General features: G+C 47.0%; 14 protein-coding genes. 10 read left to right on the top strand and 4 right to left on the bottom strand.

Going from position 1 to position 21,607, the window contains the following annotated elements:
- Nucleotides 1-49: 49 nt before the first annotated feature.
- Together K1Y79_RS09235 and K1Y79_RS09240 are read right to left on the bottom strand one after the other, a co-directional pair.
- Nucleotides 50-9,292, bottom strand: a complete 9,243-nt coding sequence (locus K1Y79_RS09235; RefSeq protein WP_220249734.1) for a T9SS type B sorting domain-containing protein — start codon at nucleotides 9,290-9,292, stop codon at nucleotides 50-52.
- A gap of 197 nt (nucleotides 9,293-9,489) precedes the next feature.
- Nucleotides 9,490-9,645, bottom strand: coding sequence for a hypothetical protein (locus K1Y79_RS09240; RefSeq protein ID WP_220249735.1), 156 nt, complete (start codon nucleotides 9,643-9,645; stop codon nucleotides 9,490-9,492).
- A 161-nt stretch (nucleotides 9,646-9,806) separates the two neighbouring features.
- Here K1Y79_RS09240 and K1Y79_RS09245 point away from each other — a divergent pair, with 161 nt between their 5' ends.
- From K1Y79_RS09245 to K1Y79_RS09285, 9 genes are all read left to right on the top strand, one after another.
- Complete coding sequence (locus K1Y79_RS09245) at nucleotides 9,807-10,415, top strand: LuxR C-terminal-related transcriptional regulator (RefSeq protein ID WP_220249736.1); 609 nt, start codon at nucleotides 9,807-9,809, stop codon at nucleotides 10,413-10,415.
- Between the two features lie 143 nt (nucleotides 10,416-10,558).
- Entirely contained in the window at nucleotides 10,559-10,948 is a 390-nt protein-coding gene (locus K1Y79_RS09250) for a hypothetical protein (RefSeq protein ID WP_220249737.1), read from the top strand.
- A gap of 15 nt (nucleotides 10,949-10,963) precedes the next feature.
- A complete protein-coding gene (locus K1Y79_RS09255; RefSeq protein WP_220249738.1) occupies nucleotides 10,964-11,539 on the top strand; it encodes a hypothetical protein in 576 nt (191 codons plus the stop codon).
- 685 nt (nucleotides 11,540-12,224) lie between these two features.
- A complete protein-coding gene (locus tag K1Y79_RS09260; protein WP_220249739.1) occupies nucleotides 12,225-12,848 on the top strand; it encodes a DUF2975 domain-containing protein in 624 nt (207 codons plus the stop codon).
- Between the two features lie 3 nt (nucleotides 12,849-12,851).
- The gene (locus K1Y79_RS09265; RefSeq protein WP_220249740.1) at nucleotides 12,852-13,073 is read left to right on the top strand and encodes a helix-turn-helix domain-containing protein; all 222 of its coding nucleotides are present in this window, start codon (nucleotides 12,852-12,854) and stop codon (nucleotides 13,071-13,073) included.
- 679 nt (nucleotides 13,074-13,752) lie between these two features.
- Nucleotides 13,753-14,703 carry a bifunctional helix-turn-helix transcriptional regulator/GNAT family N-acetyltransferase gene (locus tag K1Y79_RS09270; protein ID WP_220249741.1) on the top strand — a complete coding sequence of 317 codons (951 nt, stop codon included), beginning with the start codon at nucleotides 13,753-13,755 and terminating at the stop codon, nucleotides 14,701-14,703.
- Between the two features lie 60 nt (nucleotides 14,704-14,763).
- Nucleotides 14,764-15,831 (top strand): saccharopine dehydrogenase family protein, encoded by a 1,068-nt coding sequence (locus K1Y79_RS09275; protein ID WP_220249742.1) that lies wholly within the window; start codon nucleotides 14,764-14,766, stop codon nucleotides 15,829-15,831.
- Between the two features lie 459 nt (nucleotides 15,832-16,290).
- Nucleotides 16,291-17,904, top strand: a complete 1,614-nt coding sequence (locus K1Y79_RS09280; protein WP_220249743.1) for an alpha-amylase family glycosyl hydrolase — start codon at nucleotides 16,291-16,293, stop codon at nucleotides 17,902-17,904.
- A gap of 58 nt (nucleotides 17,905-17,962) precedes the next feature.
- Entirely contained in the window at nucleotides 17,963-18,805 is an 843-nt protein-coding gene (locus K1Y79_RS09285) for a universal stress protein (protein ID WP_220249744.1), read from the top strand.
- Nucleotides 18,806-18,918: 113 nt separating this feature from the next.
- Here K1Y79_RS09285 and K1Y79_RS09290 read toward each other — a convergent pair whose 3' ends face one another.
- Together K1Y79_RS09290 and K1Y79_RS09295 are read right to left on the bottom strand one after the other, a co-directional pair.
- Complete coding sequence (locus tag K1Y79_RS09290) at nucleotides 18,919-19,320, bottom strand: DoxX family protein (protein ID WP_220249745.1); 402 nt, start codon at nucleotides 19,318-19,320, stop codon at nucleotides 18,919-18,921.
- 101 nt (nucleotides 19,321-19,421) lie between these two features.
- On the bottom strand, nucleotides 19,422-20,333 hold the full coding sequence (locus K1Y79_RS09295) for a class I SAM-dependent methyltransferase (protein WP_220249746.1): 912 nt from the start codon (nucleotides 20,331-20,333) through the stop codon (nucleotides 19,422-19,424).
- 552 nt (nucleotides 20,334-20,885) lie between these two features.
- Here K1Y79_RS09295 and K1Y79_RS09300 point away from each other — a divergent pair.
- The gene (locus K1Y79_RS09300; protein WP_220249747.1) at nucleotides 20,886-21,470 is read left to right on the top strand and encodes a phosphatase PAP2 family protein; all 585 of its coding nucleotides are present in this window, start codon (nucleotides 20,886-20,888) and stop codon (nucleotides 21,468-21,470) included.
- The last annotated feature ends 137 nt before the right edge of the window (nucleotides 21,471-21,607 follow it).

Genomic DNA, 21,607 nt, shown 5'->3' on the forward strand with positions numbered 1-21,607 from the left:
CAGTTGAATTACAGGACCGCCGGCGGGCGCCGGCAGTCCTGTATGCTGATTATTGTAGCAGCAGCATAATATAACCGTTGTAGGTATGCCACTGGCCATTGGCGTCCAACCCCTTCAAAGTATAGTAATATGTACCTGCGCGCAGACCTTGTCCATCCCACTCACCCTGGTAGTTCTGTTTTCTGTACAGTACATTATTCCAGCGGTTGTAGATGACGATCTCGTTCTGCACGAACTTGTTCAGTCCTTTGATTACCAGTTTATCGTTAACGCCATCTCCGTTAGGAGTGATCACATTAGGCACTTCCACTTCATCAGGCGTCACATTCATGTTTACTGTAGCTACATTGCTCCAGCTGCCCTGCTGATCCTTTACGCGGTAAGTGAAGGAGTCAGAACCGAAGTATCCTTCTTCAGGCGTATATACGATAGTACCGTCAGGATTCACGATAAGCGTACCGTGCGCCGGTTGCTGTACAATTTCTATGGATGATGGATCAAGCGGAGCACTGCTCTTTCCTGGCTTATCATTAACCAGTACCGGAATAGTTACCGGATTGTTTGCCCTTACATCTCCATAATCGTCTGTATCTGCAACAGGTAATGGCTCGGCAGCTACAGCAGGTGCTGTACAGCCTGCGCACTCCGGAGCAGGATCACTGGTCTCACTGCTTACATCTGCCACGTTAATCAATGCACCCTGGAAATCATCAGGCGTAGTAACGGTGACTTCATAAGCAACTACTGACTGGTCAGGCATCAACTCAATTGTTTCATTGAGATTACCAGTGCCGCTTGTGCCAGGCAGCGCTACAGTACCATTGATAACCGTAGCCGTCCATGCACTGATAGTAGTCCCTGCCGGCGCGATGTCTTTGATATTGACCTTAGTAGCTGGTGCAGGACCATTGTTCTTCACAGTAATTACATACACCACATCCTGACCGGCAATGAAGTGCTGTTGTGAAGGATCTTTCAGTTGTTTACTTACTTCCAGATCGGCAGTCTGCTGCGGAGTCAGAGTAGCGGTAGTGCTGGTATTATTACCCGGTATATCGTCAGCAGTCGTACTACTTACCGTAGCCGTGTTAGTGATATCGCCGGAGAAGGCAGCCGGTATAGCAACCGTTACTACGTATCTGATTTCAGCTGCGGACGGCAGTATGGTGATTGTTTGATTCAGATTGCCCGTACCACTGTTTGCCGGCAATGTCACACTACCGTTTGTTACAGTAGCCGTCCATGCACTGATGGTGGTACCTGCCGGTGCGATATCGCTGATATTGACGCTTCTGGCAGCTGATGGACCGTTGTTGACTACATCAATAGTGTAATCTACTGTGCGGCCAGGGATATAGTACTGTGCAGTTGTTGTCTTACTGACAGACAGATCAGCGTTTGTTACTACAGGAATAGCAGGAGTTGTGACACTGTTATTTGTAGTTACAGGATCTGCGGTGATGCTGGTAGCAGTAGCTGTATTGCTGATGCTCGTGCCGGTATAATCCTGTGGTATCAGTACATTCACATGGTACAGAACTACTGCTCCAGTTGGCAGTAAGGTAATCTCTGCATCCAGGTCGCCCGTTCCGTTTGCGTCACGTAGTGCAGGCGTACCGCTAACTATTTCTGTGGTCCAGTCATGAATTGTTGTACCTGCCGGTGCCACATCTTTCACATTTACTTTTGCAGCTGCGTCCGGACCTGCATTTGTTACAGTAATGACATACTCAAGTATGCGTCCCGCCGTAGCACTAGTCTGGGTAGCAGTTTTCTGCGCTTTGGTAATAACAACATCTGCACTTGAAGCGTCAGTCAGTACCGGACTTGTACTTGTGTTGTTACCTGGTACAGCATCCGTTGTTGTAGTAGTTACTGTGGCAGTATTGGTGAGATTGCCGGTATGATCATTATGTACTTTCACACCTACCTGGTATCTGATTACAGCGCCAGCAGGCAGTAAAGCCACTGTCTCATTAATGTCTGTGTTACCATTACGGTTTGGCAGACTCACCGTTCCATTCAGGATGTTAACACCCCAGTAGAAGATGTTCGTGCCCGCAGGGGCAGTATCTTGTATATTCACGTCAACTGCATCGGAAGGACCATGATTCTCTATAGTAATGTAATAGAACACTTCATCACCTGGTTTAAAGGTAGTCTGAGCAGGATTGACCAGGGTCTTATTGACAGCTATATCGGCACGGTATACTGGCGTAAGTGGCGTTGTTGTGCTGGTATTGTTAGCCGGTGTTACATCAGTGACATCACTACCCGTAACAGCGGTATTGGTGATATTGCCTTTAAAGTTAGCCGGTACGTCGAGTATAAGATCATACCTGACCGCTCCACCCGCTGGCAATATATTTAATACTTCATCCAGTCCGCCGGCCCCGTTAAGTTGGACAAGTGGTACATTACCAGCTACGCTGGCTGCTGACCAGGATCTGATCATAGTACCTGCCGGAGCGATGTCACGGATGGTCACGTTGCGTGCGTCACTTGACCCGTTATTCGTCACTGTGATAGTATAGTTGATAGCGCTACCCGGAATATAAGTTGTGATGGTTGCATCAGTAGTTGTCTTGACAACTGACAGATCTACCTCACGTGTTTCAGTGATACCAGGAGTTGAGCTGCTGTTATTACCTGGCGTGTTATCCGTAGCGGTAGTAGTAGCCGTAGCGGTATTACTTAAGTTACCGGTTCTGCTAGCAGCCACCCGAAGCGTTACAGTATAGGTCACTATAGCGCCATTTGGCAAGGTAGCAATTGTCTGATTGATGTTCCCAGTACCGGAATTAGCCGGCAATGTAACTGTACCAGTGGTTACCGCAGCAGTCCAGGAAGTAATAGTGGTGCCGGCTGGGGCAGCATCCGTAATATTTACTGCCGGTGCGTCGCTTGGACCATTATTGGTTACAGTGATAATATATACCAGCTCTTTACCAGGCACATAGGTAGTAGCAGTTGTTGACTTCGTTACTGCAATATCTGCTATAGGTGAAGGAAGGATACCTGTAGTAGTACTGCTGTTATTACCTGGCGTATCATCCGTAGCGTCACTGCTGGCAGATGCACTATTGCTCAGGCTACCTGTAAAGCTGGAAGGCGTGGCTACTACAACAGTGTAGGTAGCTATTGCGCCATTCGGCAGGTTAGCGATAATCTGATTGATATTACCTGTACCGGAAGTAGCAGGCAGTGTAAAGGTACCGGCAGTAGTAGCCGCTGTCCAGGACTTGATAGTTGTGCCAGTAGGCGCATTATCAGTCACGACGACATTAGCTGCATCACTTGGCCCATTGTTAGTGATAGTAATAGTATAAGTAACATCCTCACCCGGAGCAAAGGTAGTAGCGGCCGTTGACTTAGTAATAGCAATATCAGCTTTCCGCGATGGTGTGATGCCAGTTGTGGTGCTGGTATTGTTACCCGGCGTTTCATCCGTTGCATCGCCAGAATTGGCAGATGCACTGTTGCTCAGGTTACCAGTGAAGCTGGATGGCGTAGCTACTACAACAGTGTAGGTAGCTACCGCGCCATTCGGCAGGCTGGCGATAGTCTGATTGATATTACCTGTACCGGAAGTAGCAGGCAATGTAAAGGTTCCGGTAGTGGCAGCTGCGGTCCAGGACCTGATAGTTGTGCCAGTAGGCGCATTATCAGTTACTACAACATTCGCAGCATTACTCGGACCATTGTTAGTGATAGTAATAGTATAAGTAACATCCTCACCCGGAGCAAAGGTAGTAGCCGTGGTAGTCTTCACTACGCGAATATCTGCTTTCGGTGATGCTGTAATACCGGTTGTAGTGCTGGTGTTGTTACCAGGTGTTTCATCCGTTGCATCGCTGCTGGCAGAAGCACTATTACTCAGGTTACCTGTGAAATCAGCAGGCGTTGCTACTACAACAGTGTAGGTAGCTACTGCATCATTCGGCAGGCTAGCGATAGTCTGATTGATATTACCTGTACCGGAAGTAGCAGGCAATGTAAAGGTACCAGTAGTGGCAGCTGCGGTCCAGGACCTGATAGTTGTGCCAGTAGGCGCATTATCAGTGACTACAACATTAGCAGCATTACTTGGACCGTTGTTAGTGATAGTAATAGTATAAGTCACATCCTCACCCGGAGCAAAGGTAGTAGCCGTGGTAGTCTTCACTACGCGGATATCTGCTTTCGGTGATGGTGTAATACCAGTTGTAGTGCTGGTATTGTTACCAGGTGTTTCATCCGTTGCATCGCTGGTGGCAGAAGCACTATTACTCAGGTTACCTGTGAAATCAGCAGGCGTTGCTACTACAACAGTGTAGGTAGCTACTGCACCATTCGGCAGGCTAGCGATAGTCTGATTGATATTACCTGTACCGGAAGTAGCAGGCAGTGTAAAGGTACCGGTAGTGGCAGCTGCGGTCCATGATCTGATAGTTGTGCCAGTAGGCGCGTTATCAGTTACTACAACATTAGCAGCATTACTCGGACCGTTGTTAGTGATAGCAATAGTATAAGTAACATCCTCACCCGGAGCAAAGGTAGTAGCCGTGGTAGTCTTCACTACGCGGATATCTGCTTTTGGTGATGGTGTAATACCAGCTGTAGTGCTGGTATTGTTACCAGGTGTTTCATCAGTTGCATCGCTGGTGGCAGAAGCACTATTACTCAGGTTACCTGTGAAGTCAGCAGGCGTGGCTACTACAACAGTGTAGGTAGCTACTGCACCATTCGGCAGGCTGGCGATAGTCTGATTGATATTACCTGTACCGGAAGTAGCAGGCAGTGTAAAGGTACCGGTAGTGGTAGCTGCTGTCCAGGACCTGATAGTTGTGCCAGTAGGCGCATTATCAGTTACTACAACATTAGCAGCATTACTCGGACCGTTGTTGGTGATAGTAATAGTATAAGTAACATCTTCACCCGGAGCAAAGGTAGTAGCCGAGGTAGTCTTCACTACGCGGATATCAGCTTTTGGTGATGGAGTGATACCAGTTGTAGTGCTGGTATTGTTACCAGGAATATTGTCATTTGCACTACTGGTAGTCGCAGATGCAGTATTGCTCAGATTACCTGTGAAGCTGGATGGAGTTGCTACTACAACAGTGTAGGTAGCTACGGCACCATTCGGCAGGCTGGCAATAGTCTGATTGATATTACCTGTACCGGAAGTAGCCGGCAATGTAAACGTACCGGCAGTGGTAGCCGCTGTCCAGGACCTGATGATTGTACCGGTTGGCGCATTATCAGTCACAACAACGTTCGCTGCATTGCTCGGTCCGTTATTAGTTACTGTGAACGTATATACTACATCTTCACCCGGAGCAAACGTAGTTGCCGTCGTTGTTTTTGCTACGGCAATGTCTGCTCTTGGTGTTGGAGTAATTGCAGTCGTAGTGCTGGTATTATTGCCTGGTGTTTCATCAGTAACATCACTGGTAACTGAAGCACTGTTGCTCAGGCTACCTGTAAAGCTGGATGGTGTTGCTACTACCACAGTATAGGTAGCTACTGCACCATTTGGCAGGCTAGCGATGGTCTGATTAATATTACCTGTACCGGAAGTAGCAGGCAGGGTAAAGGTACCAGTGGTGGTAGCCGCTGTCCAGGAACTGATAGTAGTACCCGCCGGTGCATTGTCGCTTACCACTACATTTACCGCATTACTCGGACCGTTATTCGTTACAGTAAAGGTGTAAGTTACATCTTCACCTGGCGCAAAAGAAGTTGCGGTTGTTGACTTTGCGACAGCCAGATTCGCTTTTGGCGCTGCCGTCAGCGTTGAAGAGCCGGAGTTATTTGCCGGAACATTATCAGTTACCGGACTGCTCACCGTAGCGGTGTTAGTCAGTGTACCCGTCTGACCAGAAGGTACAGATACGACTACTGTATAAGTCACTACACCATTGGCCGGTATAACCGGAATAGTCTGATTGATATTACCAGAACCGGTCGTAGCAGGTAAGCTAACGCCAGGAGTAGCAGTAGTTGCTGTCCAGGACTGAATAGTAGTTCCGGATGGTGCATTATCAAGGATATTTACGCTGCTTGCATCACTAGGACCATTGTTTGTCACAGTGATGGTATATGTAATCGTCTCACCGGGAGTATAAGTAGTTACGCCAGTATTCACCACCACAGACATATCTGCCTCCGGCGAAGAGCTGATAGGCGTAGTAGTAGCAGTATTGTTGGTGATATCGTTATCCGTTGAAAGGGAACCGACGGTAGCCGTATTACTTAATGTACCGGTAAAGTTGGCCGGAGTTGACACTACTACGACGTAGTCTACATAAGCTCCGCCGGGTAACCTGCTGATGGTCTCATTAATATCTCCTGTACCAGATAAATTGAAGGCAGGAAGACCTGCTGAAGGAGATGTAGCGGTCCAGGACTTGATAACAGTCCCTGTTGGCGCAACATCAGTAATGTATACTGAATCTGCCACACCAGGACCATTATTAGTGATCGTGATGTTATACGTTACATCTTCGCCCGGTGTAAACGCAGTAGCTGTAGTTGATTTGGTGATGGCCATATCAGCTCTCGGATCAGGACCTATCGGCGTGGTAGTGACAGAATTATTAGCCGGCGTCGGATCAGTTTCATCAGCGGATGCACTTGCCGTATTGGCTATTGTACCATTGTAGCCGCTAGTTGTATGAAGTCTGATGGTGTAAGTCAGTACTCCCCCGTTAGGCAGTTCTGCGATGGTCTGATTCAGATTACCAGTTCCGCTGGTAGCTGGCAATAATACCGAACCAGGTGTGGCGGTTACTGACCAGTCAGATATTACTGTATTAGCTGGTGCATTATCTACAACCACAACGTTACGAGCAGTACTTGGACCATTATTCATGACAGTCACTGTATAGGTCACTGGCTGTCCTTCTGCGTAGTAGGCATTCGTAGTTGTTTTTTGTACCTGAATATCTGCCTGAGGTACGGCAGGTATTGCAGAGGTAGTACTGGTATTATTAGCCGGCGAATGATCATCCGGGGAGCTTGCACTGGCCGTATTCTGGAGAGTACCCGTAAAGCCTGAAGGTACGGATACTGTTACTGTATATGTAACAACAGCACCTGCAGTTAAGGTACTAATCGTCTGGTCAATATTACCTGTGCCGGTAGTTGCAGGCAAAGTACCTGTGCCGGTAGTGAAAGCGGCTGTCCAGGCACTGATAGTCGTACCGGTAGGTGCATTATCTATCACTCTTACATTGGTTGCATTGACGCCACCAACGTTCCTTACGGTGAAGGTATAATTTACCGTATTACCCGGTATGACGCTGGTCGCTGTTGTTGTTTTGGTAACAGCCAGGTTTGCACCTGCCACTACGCCTACTACTGAGTTATATTTAATGTTGTTACAATTCTCTGTTGCGCCTCCGTTTCTACATTCCACATGCGGATCTGTAGGCGGTACATTGGCGTCAGGATTGGTGGCATCGGGATCAGTGACGTCTTTTGGACGCATGATGCTGGTCTCGATGTTTATAGGCTGACCTATGAGTGCGTTGGTCGCTGTACCGGTAAAGGTAAAGGTGATCGTGGCACCATTAGGCATATCAAGTAGCGCTGAGTAGTTACCGGAAGCATCCAATGCCGGACTATTCACTGTAACATTTGTTGTATTATAAGTAACTGCACTTACGTTAGCGATGGTAAAGCCTGTGGGTACCTTTATAGCGAAAGGCGCTCCGGTTACTCCACTTGGGCCGTGGTTCATGACAGTAACTGTATAAGTCACCTGATCTCCTTCGGTAACCTGTGTAGCTGAAGTGGCAGGGGCCACATTTTCTACTGACAGATCAGCGACTACAATATTCAGACTGGTATTTTTAGTAACGGCCTCTCCGAGAATGTATGTCCAGGTATCCATTGTCCTGTCATTACCGAAGTTGCTGCCCCACCTGTGACCATTAGTGTTACTGGATATACCATTGCCTTCATTACCGTTGATGAGCGGGTTACTTTCAAAGCCATTCAGTGCAAATGAGGAATCAGCCCAGTATACAATGTCACTTTCTACGGTGACGTTGTCATCTGCCAGCTGCTCAATGATCAGGCCATTGAAGTTATCTTCCACGTCAATAAACGGGAAGTGAATCTCAGAACCCTGCAGCTGAATATTCGCCGCTATATTAGCAGTACCCAGTGAAGGCCTGTTGCCCGCTCCGTCTCTCCCATCCCAGAAGATGCTGTTGGCTCCAGCTACAGCGGTACCTGTCAGCTTTCTTGGTACAAACGAACCGCTTCCTGTTAATGATATACGGAAAGTACCTATGGTGCTGGCGTTGAATTTAATGTAAGCGCCTTTGCTACTCACCTGACCGGCAGTACCTTCTACCCCATCCACATTGATGTCGGATACGGTTGGTGCTACCTTAGGCATATTCAGCCAGGTAGACTTGTTTCCTGGCATCGGTGCGGTAGCTGGCATTGATTCGTCAGGGACGTTGTAGAACATCTTATGGGTGATGCTGATAGCGCCGTCGTCTGCTCTGGGGTCCCAGGTAAATACGTTACTACCCAGGTTCGTTCCGGCGACGCTTTTATAAAGTGGCGCATCGCTGTCAGCGCCTGTCCTAGTTAATCCTCTGTTATTGACAAAACCAACGAAACCAAGTCCGTTGGAACCATTATTATTAATGGCAAATACGTACCCATCTTTCGTCATTACAAAGAGCTTACCACGGTAATCGCCGTATTGCACGAACATATTCAGTACGTTGGTATAGACTCTTCCCCGCACGATTGTATTGCCGGCATTTCTCACGGCCACATCCCAGGCACAGATTGCACTACTGGCGGTGTGCTGGGTCCAGGCAGCATTCGCCTGCCAGTTAGCGCCTGATCCTTCAACAATTGAAGTAGAAGGCTGGGTCGATAACAGTTCAACCTTCCACAAACCTGTTTGTCCTGCACCGGCCACTCTGGTATAGGGGGTGTAACCCACCCATGGTCCCTGCAGTTCCTGCGTCCGGTTAGCGATATGTCCGGTTGTAGTAGAACCTGTAGATGAAGAATAAACGGTTCCATCAGGCGCTGTAAATATAATTTGTCCCGATGCGATACCCTGAGCGCTACTGGCCGCAGCAATCGTCTCACCTGCGCGTACATATGCATAATGCACGCCCCGGTTAGTGAGCGTCCATCCGGTTTTAGTCGCACCGGTGGAAACGAGGCAAGCTCGTCCTCCCAATGCACCCGCAGGATACAAATCCTTTGACCCCTCGGCATAGCTCTTCACGGTGGTGAACAGGCCGCACAGGATCAACAAAAAGGCAAATTTCACTTTGTAGAATTTATCCATCATTATTGAGTAAGTGATCAGACATTTCCTGCCGGCTGTCTCCGGACAAGGAAATAGATTCTCCTACAGGGCCATCTGGTCCCTGCAATTATTTAGCTGTAAGAATTGCGTTGTGATAGTAACGGCATGCAGCAACAAGTAAGATGTGTGTGGACATCCTATATAGACATGCGGGCCGTTTAAGGTTCATGGTACATCACCGGGTCATATTCACAGGTACGGGTACGCCAGTAGCGTTTTCTTTTATCAACAACATAGTATCTTATTAGTATCTCGGTATAGTATCTTATGGTAGTTGCATCCAATCCTCCTGATAGCCAGGCAGGAAATTGCATAACAAAAATAAATAACGTGACTACAGCCATGCATAGTAAATCTTTGACATACTTGTAGTACAATTACTACAGACTGTCAACTGGCAAGACAAATCAAAATATTATAAATTTGCCGTATATACCATTTACAGCTAGTAACCATCGACATTATCCTATAGTGAATGAACTTTATCCTAATTGCCCATGAACCCTCTGTCATGCGTTGCGGCCTGTCTCAGATCATTTCAATGCTACCTGCACCATTTACAGTACTAATGGTGGAAAGTAACGCAGAAATGACAGGCGCTATGCAGCAACAGTTATTTGACCTGCTGATTTTGAGTAGACATCTGCCCGGTATTGACACACTGTCAATGATGCAGGAAACCAGGAGGAAACATGCTGATACCAAGATATTACTGTACTCTTCCCAGGAAGACAAGACAAGAATTGTAGATCCCTTGCTGGACAGTGCAGATGCTTATCTCTGTAACCATTCCACTGAGGAAGATATCAGAATGGCTATGTCTGTACTAATACCGGAACGACAAAAGCTATCCTCCCTCAGAGCTGCATATTTCAACCCGCTGGAACAACTTTCTGCACGTGAAATAGAGGTCATGAATCTGCTGGCGCAAGGGCTGCCTTTACTTAAAATAGCAGCGCGTATGGAACTACAGCTCAGCACTGTCAGCACCTATAAGATCCGCATCTTCAAAAAGCTGGAAATCAACTCTATAGTAGAATTACTGGACAAGATGAACACTTTTGGCGCACGTAAGCTAGCATAACCTTGAAAGCCTCTACCCACGGGGCTTTCAAGGCTAACAAATTAAATTTCTACCATAGGAATAATAGTTTTAACTTCACCTACCAGCCATCACCCCAGGCGGTAATACAGTAATTTATTTATAGCCCCAAACCCCCGATTTACATGGAAAAGCCACTAAGAATCGTCATTTATCTTGTGCTCGCATTTACCATTATTAACGCAATCATCACTTTCTTTGAGAAAAGCCAATTAAAACAAATACAGAAGAACATAGAAGCCTCCCAAAGAAACATCGACACTGCACTGAACTATATTAATGCCTCCCGTACCAGACTCGATTCGCTGCAGGGAGATGTAGATAAGTTCAAATACTACATTAAAAACATCCAGGCGAACGTCTCCATCCTGAATACAAAAAAGGAAATTGAGGAAGCAAAATCCAACTCTAAGCTGAAAGAGACTGTTGATGAACTGAATGCCAAAGTCAAAGTATTTAAAGATGAACTGAAAGCTACAGACAGCCTTCCACCGTTTGATGTCAAACCCCTCTAAACAGACAATACTCATATGAAACCATCATCTACTCACCACAAGCTGCTGCTTGCGCTATGCTGCTGCCTTACCATGCTGCATACCAACGGTCAGGGTATATTAAAAACATTCAAAGACAGCACAGGTACCAGCATTTACAACATCCACCGGGGCGATACCCTGCTGATACAATGCGATACTGCCTTCATTCTGAACAAAACAACCTTCCACATCTACAAGAAGTTTTACGACAAAACCAGGCAAGGCAACTCCTCCTTTAAAGGCATTATGGACAGTTATGAAAGCATGATACATCAGCAGGATACTATGCTCCGGATCAAAGAGTTTTACTATCAGCAACTCCGGCAACAGATGGACTCAGTCACTAACAGCTCGCTGACCTTCATGGATAAGACCAGCGTTAGCCTGCAGGGTATCTCTGCATCTCTTGATAAAGCCACTACCAGCCTCACAGAAACTCAGAAACTACTGGAAGAATCCCGGCAAATGCTACAGGAAGAACGTAAAAAGAGAAATGCAAGAGCTATAAAATTCGGCATCGGAGGTGTGGCCATCGGAGCGTTAATTACTGCACTGATTATGGCTAATTAAGTCGTCAGTCAATATTGCCCAGAAATGTATAACGATTCCCATAGTTCTAACTAACTACGAATACCATCTGTGTATGACCTTTGTGTTATCAACAAAAGGTCATGTCATACAGTATTCAATTCACAGCAAAGCATGATGCATATCGTTGCAGGCAGACTACAACCTTGTATACTTTCAGGTTGGTCGCCTGCGATGGTATATCAATTCCATACAGCCTGCGAGCTGCTATAGACCAGTTCTACCAGGATAGCAGAACTGAAAGGTCGCCGTTCGGTAGTCGCAGCTGGTATTCATCAATAGTACACCTCTCTGATTTAAACGCCTGTCAACCCTTTCCACACTACCCTTGCTCCACTGCACGATAGTTTCAATAGACGAAGTATATCATCAGTCAGGCAATTGATCAGCGCTGTCAATCCATTACCAGATACCTGTTATCTGCCAGGTGAACAACTCCAGGCAGATACTACTGTCACACATCTACCCGTCCTTCCTCCGAGTATAGAGGAATGTATTATGCATGCGACTTTCTCTATCCGGGGATTGCTATCTATCTGAACCTGCTGTTAGGCAACCCCTAAACACTAATATTAACCCAAATCAACAATTATTTATCGTTTCTCAATAAATTTATTTTGAATTATGATAAATTAGGCTTTACCTTTGAAGTACAAAACACACACGTATGAAAACGAAATCCATTCTTGTAATCCTGAACGTATTAGCGATGTCGGCATATTATGTAACGCTGTTAATCATCGTCTTATTAATCTCATTACGGATAGCGGGGCATGTTACCGGCACACGTGAACTGCAGCAAATCTCCGGTTCGCTGGTTCACCGCGTAACATCTTTCGGGGAGCCTGAGCAGCCAGTGCAACCACGCTTCCTGGCTGATGGTGCTACCACTTACAGGCCTGTACAACACCAATATGAAGTAGTAGCTACCTCCAATTCAGCTTTCGGCTATTACTCGCTCGCTGTAGGCGTGATTAACCTGGTGATATGGCTGCTGATTCTGAAGTCTTTCATGAGTATATTTAAGGCCTTAGACCCTGACCGTCCGTTCAATCAGCAGATCATCCGGCTGTTGAAGCAACTTTCTCTGCTTTTTGTGGCCGTAGATGTAATCCGGATAATTCATTACTTTATCTTCAGCCGCTTTGTAGCTGATACGGACGCACCCTTTAAACTGGCGCTCAACATAGACATTGGAAGCAGCCTGATAACCGGCCTGATTATATGGGTTATTGCTGTCATCTATCAACGCGGAGTAGAATTACAAACTGAAAACGAATTAACTGTGTAACACATGCCTATCATTATAAATCTGGATGTCATGCTGGCTAAACGGAAAATGTCACTGACGGAATTGAGCGAGAAAGTAGATATTACCATGTCTAATTTATCCATTCTGAAGACAGGCAAAGCCAAAGCTATACGGCTCGAAACACTGGACGCTATCTGTGCAGCACTGCAATGTCAGCCAGGGGATATACTGGAATATAGTCCTCCGGCAACTACCAACGATTAAAACTATCAAGGCTGAAGAAATTCAGCCTTTTTTTAGTATCTTACATATGTACTTATGATCTTGTTGTCCTGAAGTATACCTGCTTCTCACGGCCTCACATCAGGTCTGATCTCCGAAGCAGCTACTGATCAAGTCCACCTCTTGGCCGTCGCTTGTTCGTCCCTTGGTCGTCCTAAATCCGAAGCAGCCATTGATCAAGTCCACCTCTTGGCCGTCGCTTGTTCGTCCTTTGGCCGTCCTGAATCCGAAGCAGCTACTGATCAAGTCCACCTCTTCGCCGTCGCTTGTTCGTCCTTTGGTCGTCCTGAATCCGAAGCAGCCATTGATCAAGTCCACCTCTTGGCCGTCGCTTGTTCGTCCTTTGGCCGTACTGAATCCGAAGCAGCTACTGATCAAGTCCACCTCTTCGCCGTCGCTTGTTCGTCCCTTGGTCGTCCGCCACTTATCTTATCTTCACCGTCTGCACATAGCTTGAAAAGCGCATATCCTACGTTCCGTATCCCTTCCTTTAACCTATCCGCAATCTTATCCCCTCCTCTCACCGTCCTGTTTATACAGTATTAATCGTCTTTAAAATCGTGGAATAAACAGCATGCTCCCGTCTACAAAATTCAGCTGATTAATAAATTACCTATATTTGCGTAATCAGTTACATAATTATCTACATAATTATACCACTATGAACTTCTATGACAATGTAGGCAAGCTTGCCATCGGCAGCAGACTTCGCCAGCTAACAGAGAAAATAACAGAAGATGCTACACAGATATACCAACTGTATAACATTGACATGAATCCGAAGTGGTTTCCCGTATTCTACGTGCTGTCGCAGGGCGCATCCAGGACAATCACTGCTATCGCCAAAGAGATCGGTCACTCTCATCCATCCGTCAGCCGTATTATCAGCGAAATGGCAGAGAAAGGACTAGTGAAAGAGAAAAAGGACAAAACGGATGGACGCAGGAACATGGTCAGCTTATCATCCAAAGGCGAAGAGATCACTGAAAAAATTGAAGCACAATATGCTGACGTGAACAGCGCTATTGAAGCTATTGCTGATAACACCCGTCATGACCTGTGGAAGGCCATTGAAGAGTGGGAGTTTCTCCTGGAACAAAAAAGCCTGTTGCGCAGGGTGCAGGAACAGAAAAAAGAACGGGAAAGTCGGAAAGTGGAGATAGTAGCCTTTAACCCCTCCTATCAACAGGCCTTCAAAGCCCTGAACGTAGAATGGATCTCTACCTATTTCCGGATGGAGGAAGCTGATTATAAAGCACTGGACAATCCACAGGGATATATCCTGGACAACGGCGGGCACATTCTCGTTGCCCTCTACGAAGATACACCGGTAGGCGTATGCGCCCTGATCAAAATGAACGATCCTGAGTATGATTATGAACTGGCTAAAATGGCTGTTTCACCGGCTGCACAGGGCAAAAGCATAGGTTGGCTACTGGGTAATGCTGTATTAGACAAAGCCCGGTCACTCGGCGCAAAAAACGTATATCTCGAAAGTAATACCATCCTGAAACCTGCCATTAACCTTTATCATAAACTGGGCTTTGAACGGGTGATCGGTCACTCTTCCCCGTATGAAAGATGCAATATTCAGATGGTGAGAGTGCTATAATGCCTTATATCCCCGGCAAGTAATATTTGTAGTTTCCGGGTTATCTTGTATTTTTCCTCCATGCAACCTAAGAATATACTGCTCTACGGAGCAAATGGCTATACCGGCGAACTGATTGCCCGGTATGCCGCTCAGTATGGTGTTCAGCCCATCCTTGCCGGTAGAAAAAGAGATGCTATTGTAGCCCTGGCCAAGGAATTACAGCTACCATACCGTATTGTTGAACTGCATGATGCCACTGCCCTTAAAGCGGCCCTCGAAGATATCACACTGGTGATACAGGCTGCCGGGCCCTATCATATTACCGCACGTCCCATGATCGATGCCTGCATCGCCACCCAAACACACTATATAGATCTCAACGGAGACCTGGATGTGTTTGAAATGCTGCAAGGCTATGACCAGGCGGCCAAAGAAAAAGATGTCATGATCCTCCCGGGGGCAGGATTTGATGTAGTACCAACGGATTGCCTGGCACTGTATCTCAAACAACAGTTACCTGACGCCAATCAACTCAGTATCGCATTTGCGGTGATAGGTAGCGCTTTATCCCGTGGTACTTCCATCAGTACACTGCATAAGCTGGGTACTCCGGGCGCTATCCGTAAAGACGGCGCTATCACGTACGAGTCGATGGGCAAAAAGGGTATGTCTGTGCGTTTTCCGGGTTATCGGAAACCCGTCTTTGTAATGAGTATTCCCTGGGGAGATATCAGCACGGCATGGTATTCGACCCGCATTCCCAATATCAGAACCTATACTGCCATCAACAAAGGAGCCTGGTACTTCCTGAAAGGACAATCGCTTTTTAACTGGTTGCTGAAGACACCTTTCATGCGCAGTATAATCATGGGTATCCTCAAAATGCAATCCGCCGGACCTAACCAGGCCGTGCGCGATAAAGCAACGAGCTATATCAGGGGGAAGGTGAGTAATGCCAGCGGACAATCAGCTGAAGCCCACATGGAGACGCCTGAAGCTTATTCGCTCACAGCATTCAGTGTACTCGTTATTGCCAAAAAGATTATCAACGGAGAATATAAAGCCGGTTACCAGACACCGGCCACTGCCTATGGTGCTGACCTGATTATGGAGATAGATGGCGTAAAACGTACCTTGCTGCAGTGATAACAACACCTGCTGTACAGCTAAATTATCAATACTACGCTGCGACAGACTAATACAAGGAAAGAGGTTGCTCAATGATATGAGACAACCTCTTTCCTTTTATGTCATATCCTTAGCCAGAACTACTTTAACATAGTCGCCACCCTGTACGCATAGCAGAGACAATGTAGACCTGCGGCCATTTTCTTCGCACGAGCTACCTATTAACCAGCTGTTTTTGCCGTTTACCTTCTACGCAAAAATGATTTAATCGCCCCGCGCTGCTGCCGGTATTTTGACATCGTGCCGGTCAACCGACACATCCTGATTAAACTGGAAGGCATCCAAATGTGTACGGTATGTTTCCGGGAGATCTGCAATAGACTATACATGGTTACATACAGGGCCAGCTGACGGGCCAGGAATAATTCTGGCAGAAATGTTGTGAAGACTTAGCGTATCATCAAAACTTCATCAGCAATGGCAACGATTTACGACAAATGGTGGCAGACAGGAGTTATCTATCAGGTATATCCCCGGTCTTTTCAGGACAGTAACGGAGATGGCGTAGGCGATCTGAATGGTATTATTTCAAGACTGGATTATTTGCAATGGCTGGGTATTGACGCCGTGTGGCTATCACCCATCTATCCTTCCCCGATGGCGGACTTCGGATATGACATTGCAGACTACACAGGTATACATCCCTTGTTCGGATCAGCGGCAGATTTTGACAGGCTACTGGAAGAAGTACATCGGCGTGGCATGAAGCTGTTACTGGATCTGGTGCCTAATCATACATCAGATCAGCACCCGTGGTTCCTGGAGTCCCGTTCCTCGAAGGATAGCCCTAAGCGCGACTGGTATATCTGGCAGGATTCACTGCCTGATGGCGGTGTACCTAATAATTGGCTGAGTGTATTTGGCGGTGAGGCATGGGAATGGGATGCCAATACGCAGCAGTATTACTATCATGCTTTCCTGAAGGAGCAACCGGATCTGAACTGGCGTAATCCGGAGGTGAGAGCTGCTATGTATGACGTTATGCGATATTGGTTGAAAAAGGGAGTAGACGGTTTCCGGGTGGATGTGATGTGGCATATGATCAAGGACGATCAGTTGCGTAACAACCCCACTAATCCGGAGTATGAACCACACATGGGGACATATTCCCAGGTGTTGCCGGTCTATTCCACAGATCAGCCAGAGGTACATGAGGTAGTGAGAGAGATGAGAGCCGTGATGGAAGAATTTGAAGGCGACCGGGTGATGATTGGAGAGATCTATCTGCCTATCCAGCAGCTAATGGCGTATTATGGAGTAGATAACAAAGGCGCTCACCTGCCGTTTAATTTCCAGCTGCTTTCTTTGCCATGGCAGGCATCTTCTCTGGCCGTGGCTATTGACCAGTATGAGGGCGCACTTCCTGCGCAGGGATGGCCCAACTGGGTGTTAAGCAACCATGACCAGCACCGTATTGCCAGTCGTGTAGGACAACTACAGGCGCGGGTGGCGGCCATACTGCTGCTGACACTTCGCGGCACGCCAACGATCTATTACGGAGACGAGATAGGTATGCGTAATGTGGCAATTCCTTTTGAGGAAGTACAGGATCCGCAGGGACTGAACATGCCGGATAAGAATCTGAGCCGTGATCCTTCCCGGACGCCGATGGAATGGGATGACAGCGAAAATGCAGGTTTTACGACAGGTAAGCCATGGCTGCGTTTGTCCAAGACCTGGCAGCGGAACAACGTGCACACACAGCAGACAGACTTGTATTCTATGCTGACACTATATAAACAGCTGATTGAACTGCGTGCAAAAGAGCCTTCCTTACATGCCGGCGACTACCGGCCTGTGTATGCGGATAACCAGGTGATAGCATTTAAGCGGTGCCTGGAAGGACAGCAACAATTCCTGATTGTACTGAACCTGACACATCTGCCATGCTATTTCAGGCCACCGCATTTCACTTTCTCCGGTACTGTGGAGATAGCGACTTTCCCGGAAATCAATGGCAGCAGAGTAGAAAATAGTATCAGTCTGGATGGAGATGAAGGGCTGGTGATAAGGCTGGACAGTCAGCAGTAAAGTGCTGGCACACTGGCCTGATTTTTATGCCTTGTTCATTATCAAAAACCCCCATCTTATGCAGAGCATATTAGTTCTAACCGACTTTTCTGACGTAGCGCTACAGGCTGCCAAATATGCTGTTCGCCTGGCAGCACGCCTTCAATGCAATCGAGTATTGTTACTGAACGCTTACCAGAGCCTGGAACCGATAGCCAATGTACCGGTATCCCCAGAGCTTCCCATCATACAAGCGAACCCGGACGAATTATATAAGGGCAGCAGCAGTCAGCTGGAAGTGCTGCGTAAAAGGCTGGAACCGGAAGCGGCAGGTATCACTATAGAGACACTGGCGGAAGACGACATACTGGAAGAAGCCGTGAAACGGGTCGTTGCGCGGGAACATGCCGGACTTGTTGTAGCTGGTATAGCAGATAAGTCGAACCTTGAGAAGTTCCTGGTGGGCAGTCATAGTATCCGTATTATGGAGAACTGTGAATATCCGTTGGTGATTGTACCGGAGGACAGCCGGTTGCTGTTGCCGCAAAGGATATTATTAGCAGTAGATTTTGAAGTACTCAGAGAAGGGAAGGCATTACCCGGACTGGTCACTTTGCTCAACAGTCTGCAACCGGAGGCGTTGTTTGCCGTTAACGTAGCGGGAGACGATGAATATTCACCGGAAGCAAAGCAAGACATTGCGCAGATGCACCAGTTACTGGAGAAGTATCCGGTAACATTCCATTATCTGAAAAAAGATGACGTCACGGAAGGTATTACCGACTTTGCAACTGCTAATAACATTGCGCTGATCATTGCTTTACATGAGAAGAAAGGGCTGCTGGCCACACTTTTTCAGAAGAGCGTGTCCAAGCAACTGGCATGGAACAGCAATGTACCATTGCTGATACTGCCAGCCTGATTATCGGCATTTCTCACTATAATATAGCCTCCGCAGGTTTCCTGGCTACAGCAGTGGATGACACCCATTGTTGCAGGAAGCCTGCGGATTGCTATTAGCAGGCAGCGTAACGCTTAGCGGACAGCCAATTGGGGAGTATAGCTTTTGGCAGCTTTGTAACGCTTCCAGGCATAGTAGGGTACGGAGAGTATGAGCAATGCTACAAGCGGAGCAATCAACTCACCGGCAGGGTCACCTATGGCCAGTCTGGAGAAACATGCGCCAATAAAGTTGATGGTAAAGCCAGCAAAGGCCCACTCTTTCAATGTGTCGAATTTAGTCTGGATAATAGCCAGCGCACCGAGTATCTTGGCAATGCCGAGGATGGTAAGTATATATTCAGGATAACCCAGGTGTTTCATGACAGCTACACCTGTTGCTTCATGCGCTAAACCGGCCAGGCCATCTGCCAGCATCATGAGTGCGAAGACAATGGTTGATACCCAATAGAAAATGCTGATCTTGTTCGTTTTCATAATAGTAGGTTTTATGATGCAAACATATCAGCATTTTCTGAAGTATATAATGTGCAAATGGGACTGTCTGAGGGGGTATTCAGGACATTCCCGGGTATGTGCTAATTCTTGGTAAATACAGCTACAATGTTACAACCGTCTATCCAGGGAGAGAACAGTTTTACAACAGCTTTGTATACAGGGCGTGGTACCAGCGACATGATGCCGCCCAGTACCGGCTTAGTCTCTTTGAAGTAGTTACGTTGCGCCAGGTACCATTGTTTAGCGAACGGCTTCATATTACTGAGAGGTTCAACGATGATATCCTGTGGTGTGATGTTATAGAAATTCTGCAGTTCCATAAAGGCCTTTTTGTTCCACAAGCCGGCATGATGCGGCGGTAGGTTCAGGGTATGCCATTTGTCCTGCTTGAACATATAAGGGTTGTTGTTAGGCACAGCAATGATCAGTTTACCACCTTTCTTCAGCGCCTTGATACAGCCATCGAGGAAACTCTTTACATTATAAATGTGTTCCAATACCTGGAAGCAGCAAACCACATCATATGTTTCAGGGTGTGCAGCCGCATGATCTTCTATCATTTCACCGGACATACGCAGGCCTTTTTTTGCACCTTTGGCAATAGCGTCCTGATTAAGCTCCAATCCCAGCGCGTCTATGTTCGCTTTCTTCAGCTGCTCCAGAAAGAAACCGTCACCTGCGCCTACTTCAAGTACTTTGTCAGTAGCTTTTATCTGGCCGATGGCATACTTATGCTCCCACCTGGTTTTTGAATAGTAGCCTTCATTGTCTTTGTGCAGGTCAGCATAGAACTGGCCATCGCCCAATATGGTTTCCGGATGATAAAAGCGGTAGCCCGTTTCGGTACATTCATACAATTCTACAGCAGGTACCCCTTTAAAAAAGCGGCGGGTATCTACTTTGAGGTTATCCTGGTAGATCTTAACAATTGAATCAGTCGGAAAGGTTGTGATCAATTCCACACGGTTACCTCCTGTAACAGGACTCTTCATACAAGTAATGCTTTTTTATGATACCGGAAAATCTTCCAAGGTAATGAAACATTTAATATTTATCAATATTAGTTACCTCACTGCTGGAGCAGTTACAAGAAATGCGCCATTAATTGTGTGTTATACAGTGTAGTTAGACTGATCTTCATTTGATAATCAGGGTAATACGGGATGTGACGCTGATTGGAGGTAACTACAAATTGTGATAGCAGCAGGCAGTGATAGTGGCGGACGGAGTATTGCCAAGGGGGATAGTTACTGCGGAGGGATAGTCAGCTGATGCGGAGCACTGAAGGTCAGGATTGTTCCTGCTATAAGTGATATGGAAAGTCGGGGTATGGCCAAGACGGATAGTTACTGCGGAGGGATAGTCAGCTGATGCGGAGCACTGAAGGTCAGGATTGTTCCTGCTATATTGATTTTGGCAGATGGGTGGAGAGCTGGTAGAGTGTTGTACAGGATATTGTAGTCAGGCGTACCCGGTTTACCCGTATTTATTTAGTAATTTCATTGGCGGCAGACAGATAAACATTTCGTTAGATAAGACAGGATATGAAACAGTTATACGTAACCATACTGCTGCTGACAACAGCATTTCCTACTGTTACAGCACAATCAGGACTACAGCGTCTGGATGATAAAACGCTGGAGTACCTGGCGGACAGGCGAACACCTTCACAGACGAAAGCCTGGTTGTTCATATCCAACACAAACGATTATGTGAATGTGGCCATTCCTGCCGGTCTGCTGATAGCAGGTATTATTGACCACAACCCTGATATGCGGCAAAATGCACTTTATGTGGCTAGTAGTACCGCCACGACATTCCTGCTGAATACCCTTATCAAAAAGCTTGTAAAACGGCCCCGCCCCTTTATATCTAATACACGCCTGACAGCTGTATATCAGCCCAGGTCTACCTCCTTCCCTTCCGGCCATACTTCGTCTGCTTTCAGTTCGGCCACTGCACTGGCCAGGGCATATCCGAAATGGTATGTTATAGCACCTGCGTTTCTATGGTCAGGGGCAGTAGGCTACTCGAGGATGTACCTGGGCGTACACTACCCTACCGACGTTACAGCCGGAGCGTTGCTGGGTGCAGGTACTGCTTTTGGACTAGGGTTTATAAGACCATAATGGGCAGGTAGACAGTCAGGAACTTGTGATGACGCTAACCAGTATGATAGTACTGCGTTATAACACTCATTTCAGCTGATCTCATGTTGGAGAACAGCGTTGGCAGCAGTCCTCCCTGACTTAGACAAGTGAAGACG

The sequence above is a fragment of the Chitinophaga rhizophila genome (assembly GCF_019492185.1).
Taxonomy (GTDB): Bacteria; Bacteroidota; Bacteroidia; order Chitinophagales; family Chitinophagaceae; genus Chitinophaga; species Chitinophaga rhizophila.

Excerpts from the sequence above, each read along its gene's own strand:
- K1Y79_RS09240 (WP_220249735.1), bottom strand. The coding sequence starts at position 9,645 with ATGCAATTTCCTGCCTGGCTATCAGGAGGATTGGATGCAACTACCATA.
- K1Y79_RS09245 (WP_220249736.1), top strand. The coding sequence starts at position 9,807 with ATGAACTTTATCCTAATTGCCCATGAACCCTCTGTCATGCGTTGCGGC.
- K1Y79_RS09250 (WP_220249737.1), top strand. The coding sequence starts at position 10,559 with ATGGAAAAGCCACTAAGAATCGTCATTTATCTTGTGCTCGCATTTACC.
- K1Y79_RS09255 (WP_220249738.1), top strand. The coding sequence starts at position 10,964 with ATGAAACCATCATCTACTCACCACAAGCTGCTGCTTGCGCTATGCTGC.
- K1Y79_RS09260 (WP_220249739.1), top strand. The coding sequence starts at position 12,225 with ATGAAAACGAAATCCATTCTTGTAATCCTGAACGTATTAGCGATGTCG.
- K1Y79_RS09265 (WP_220249740.1), top strand. The coding sequence starts at position 12,852 with ATGCCTATCATTATAAATCTGGATGTCATGCTGGCTAAACGGAAAATG.
- K1Y79_RS09270 (WP_220249741.1), top strand. The coding sequence starts at position 13,753 with ATGAACTTCTATGACAATGTAGGCAAGCTTGCCATCGGCAGCAGACTT.
- K1Y79_RS09275 (WP_220249742.1), top strand. The coding sequence starts at position 14,764 with ATGCAACCTAAGAATATACTGCTCTACGGAGCAAATGGCTATACCGGC.
- K1Y79_RS09280 (WP_220249743.1), top strand. The coding sequence starts at position 16,291 with ATGGCAACGATTTACGACAAATGGTGGCAGACAGGAGTTATCTATCAG.
- K1Y79_RS09285 (WP_220249744.1), top strand. The coding sequence starts at position 17,963 with ATGCAGAGCATATTAGTTCTAACCGACTTTTCTGACGTAGCGCTACAG.
- K1Y79_RS09290 (WP_220249745.1), bottom strand. The coding sequence starts at position 19,320 with ATGAAAACGAACAAGATCAGCATTTTCTATTGGGTATCAACCATTGTC.
- K1Y79_RS09295 (WP_220249746.1), bottom strand. The coding sequence starts at position 20,333 with ATGAAGAGTCCTGTTACAGGAGGTAACCGTGTGGAATTGATCACAACC.
- K1Y79_RS09300 (WP_220249747.1), top strand. The coding sequence starts at position 20,886 with ATGAAACAGTTATACGTAACCATACTGCTGCTGACAACAGCATTTCCT.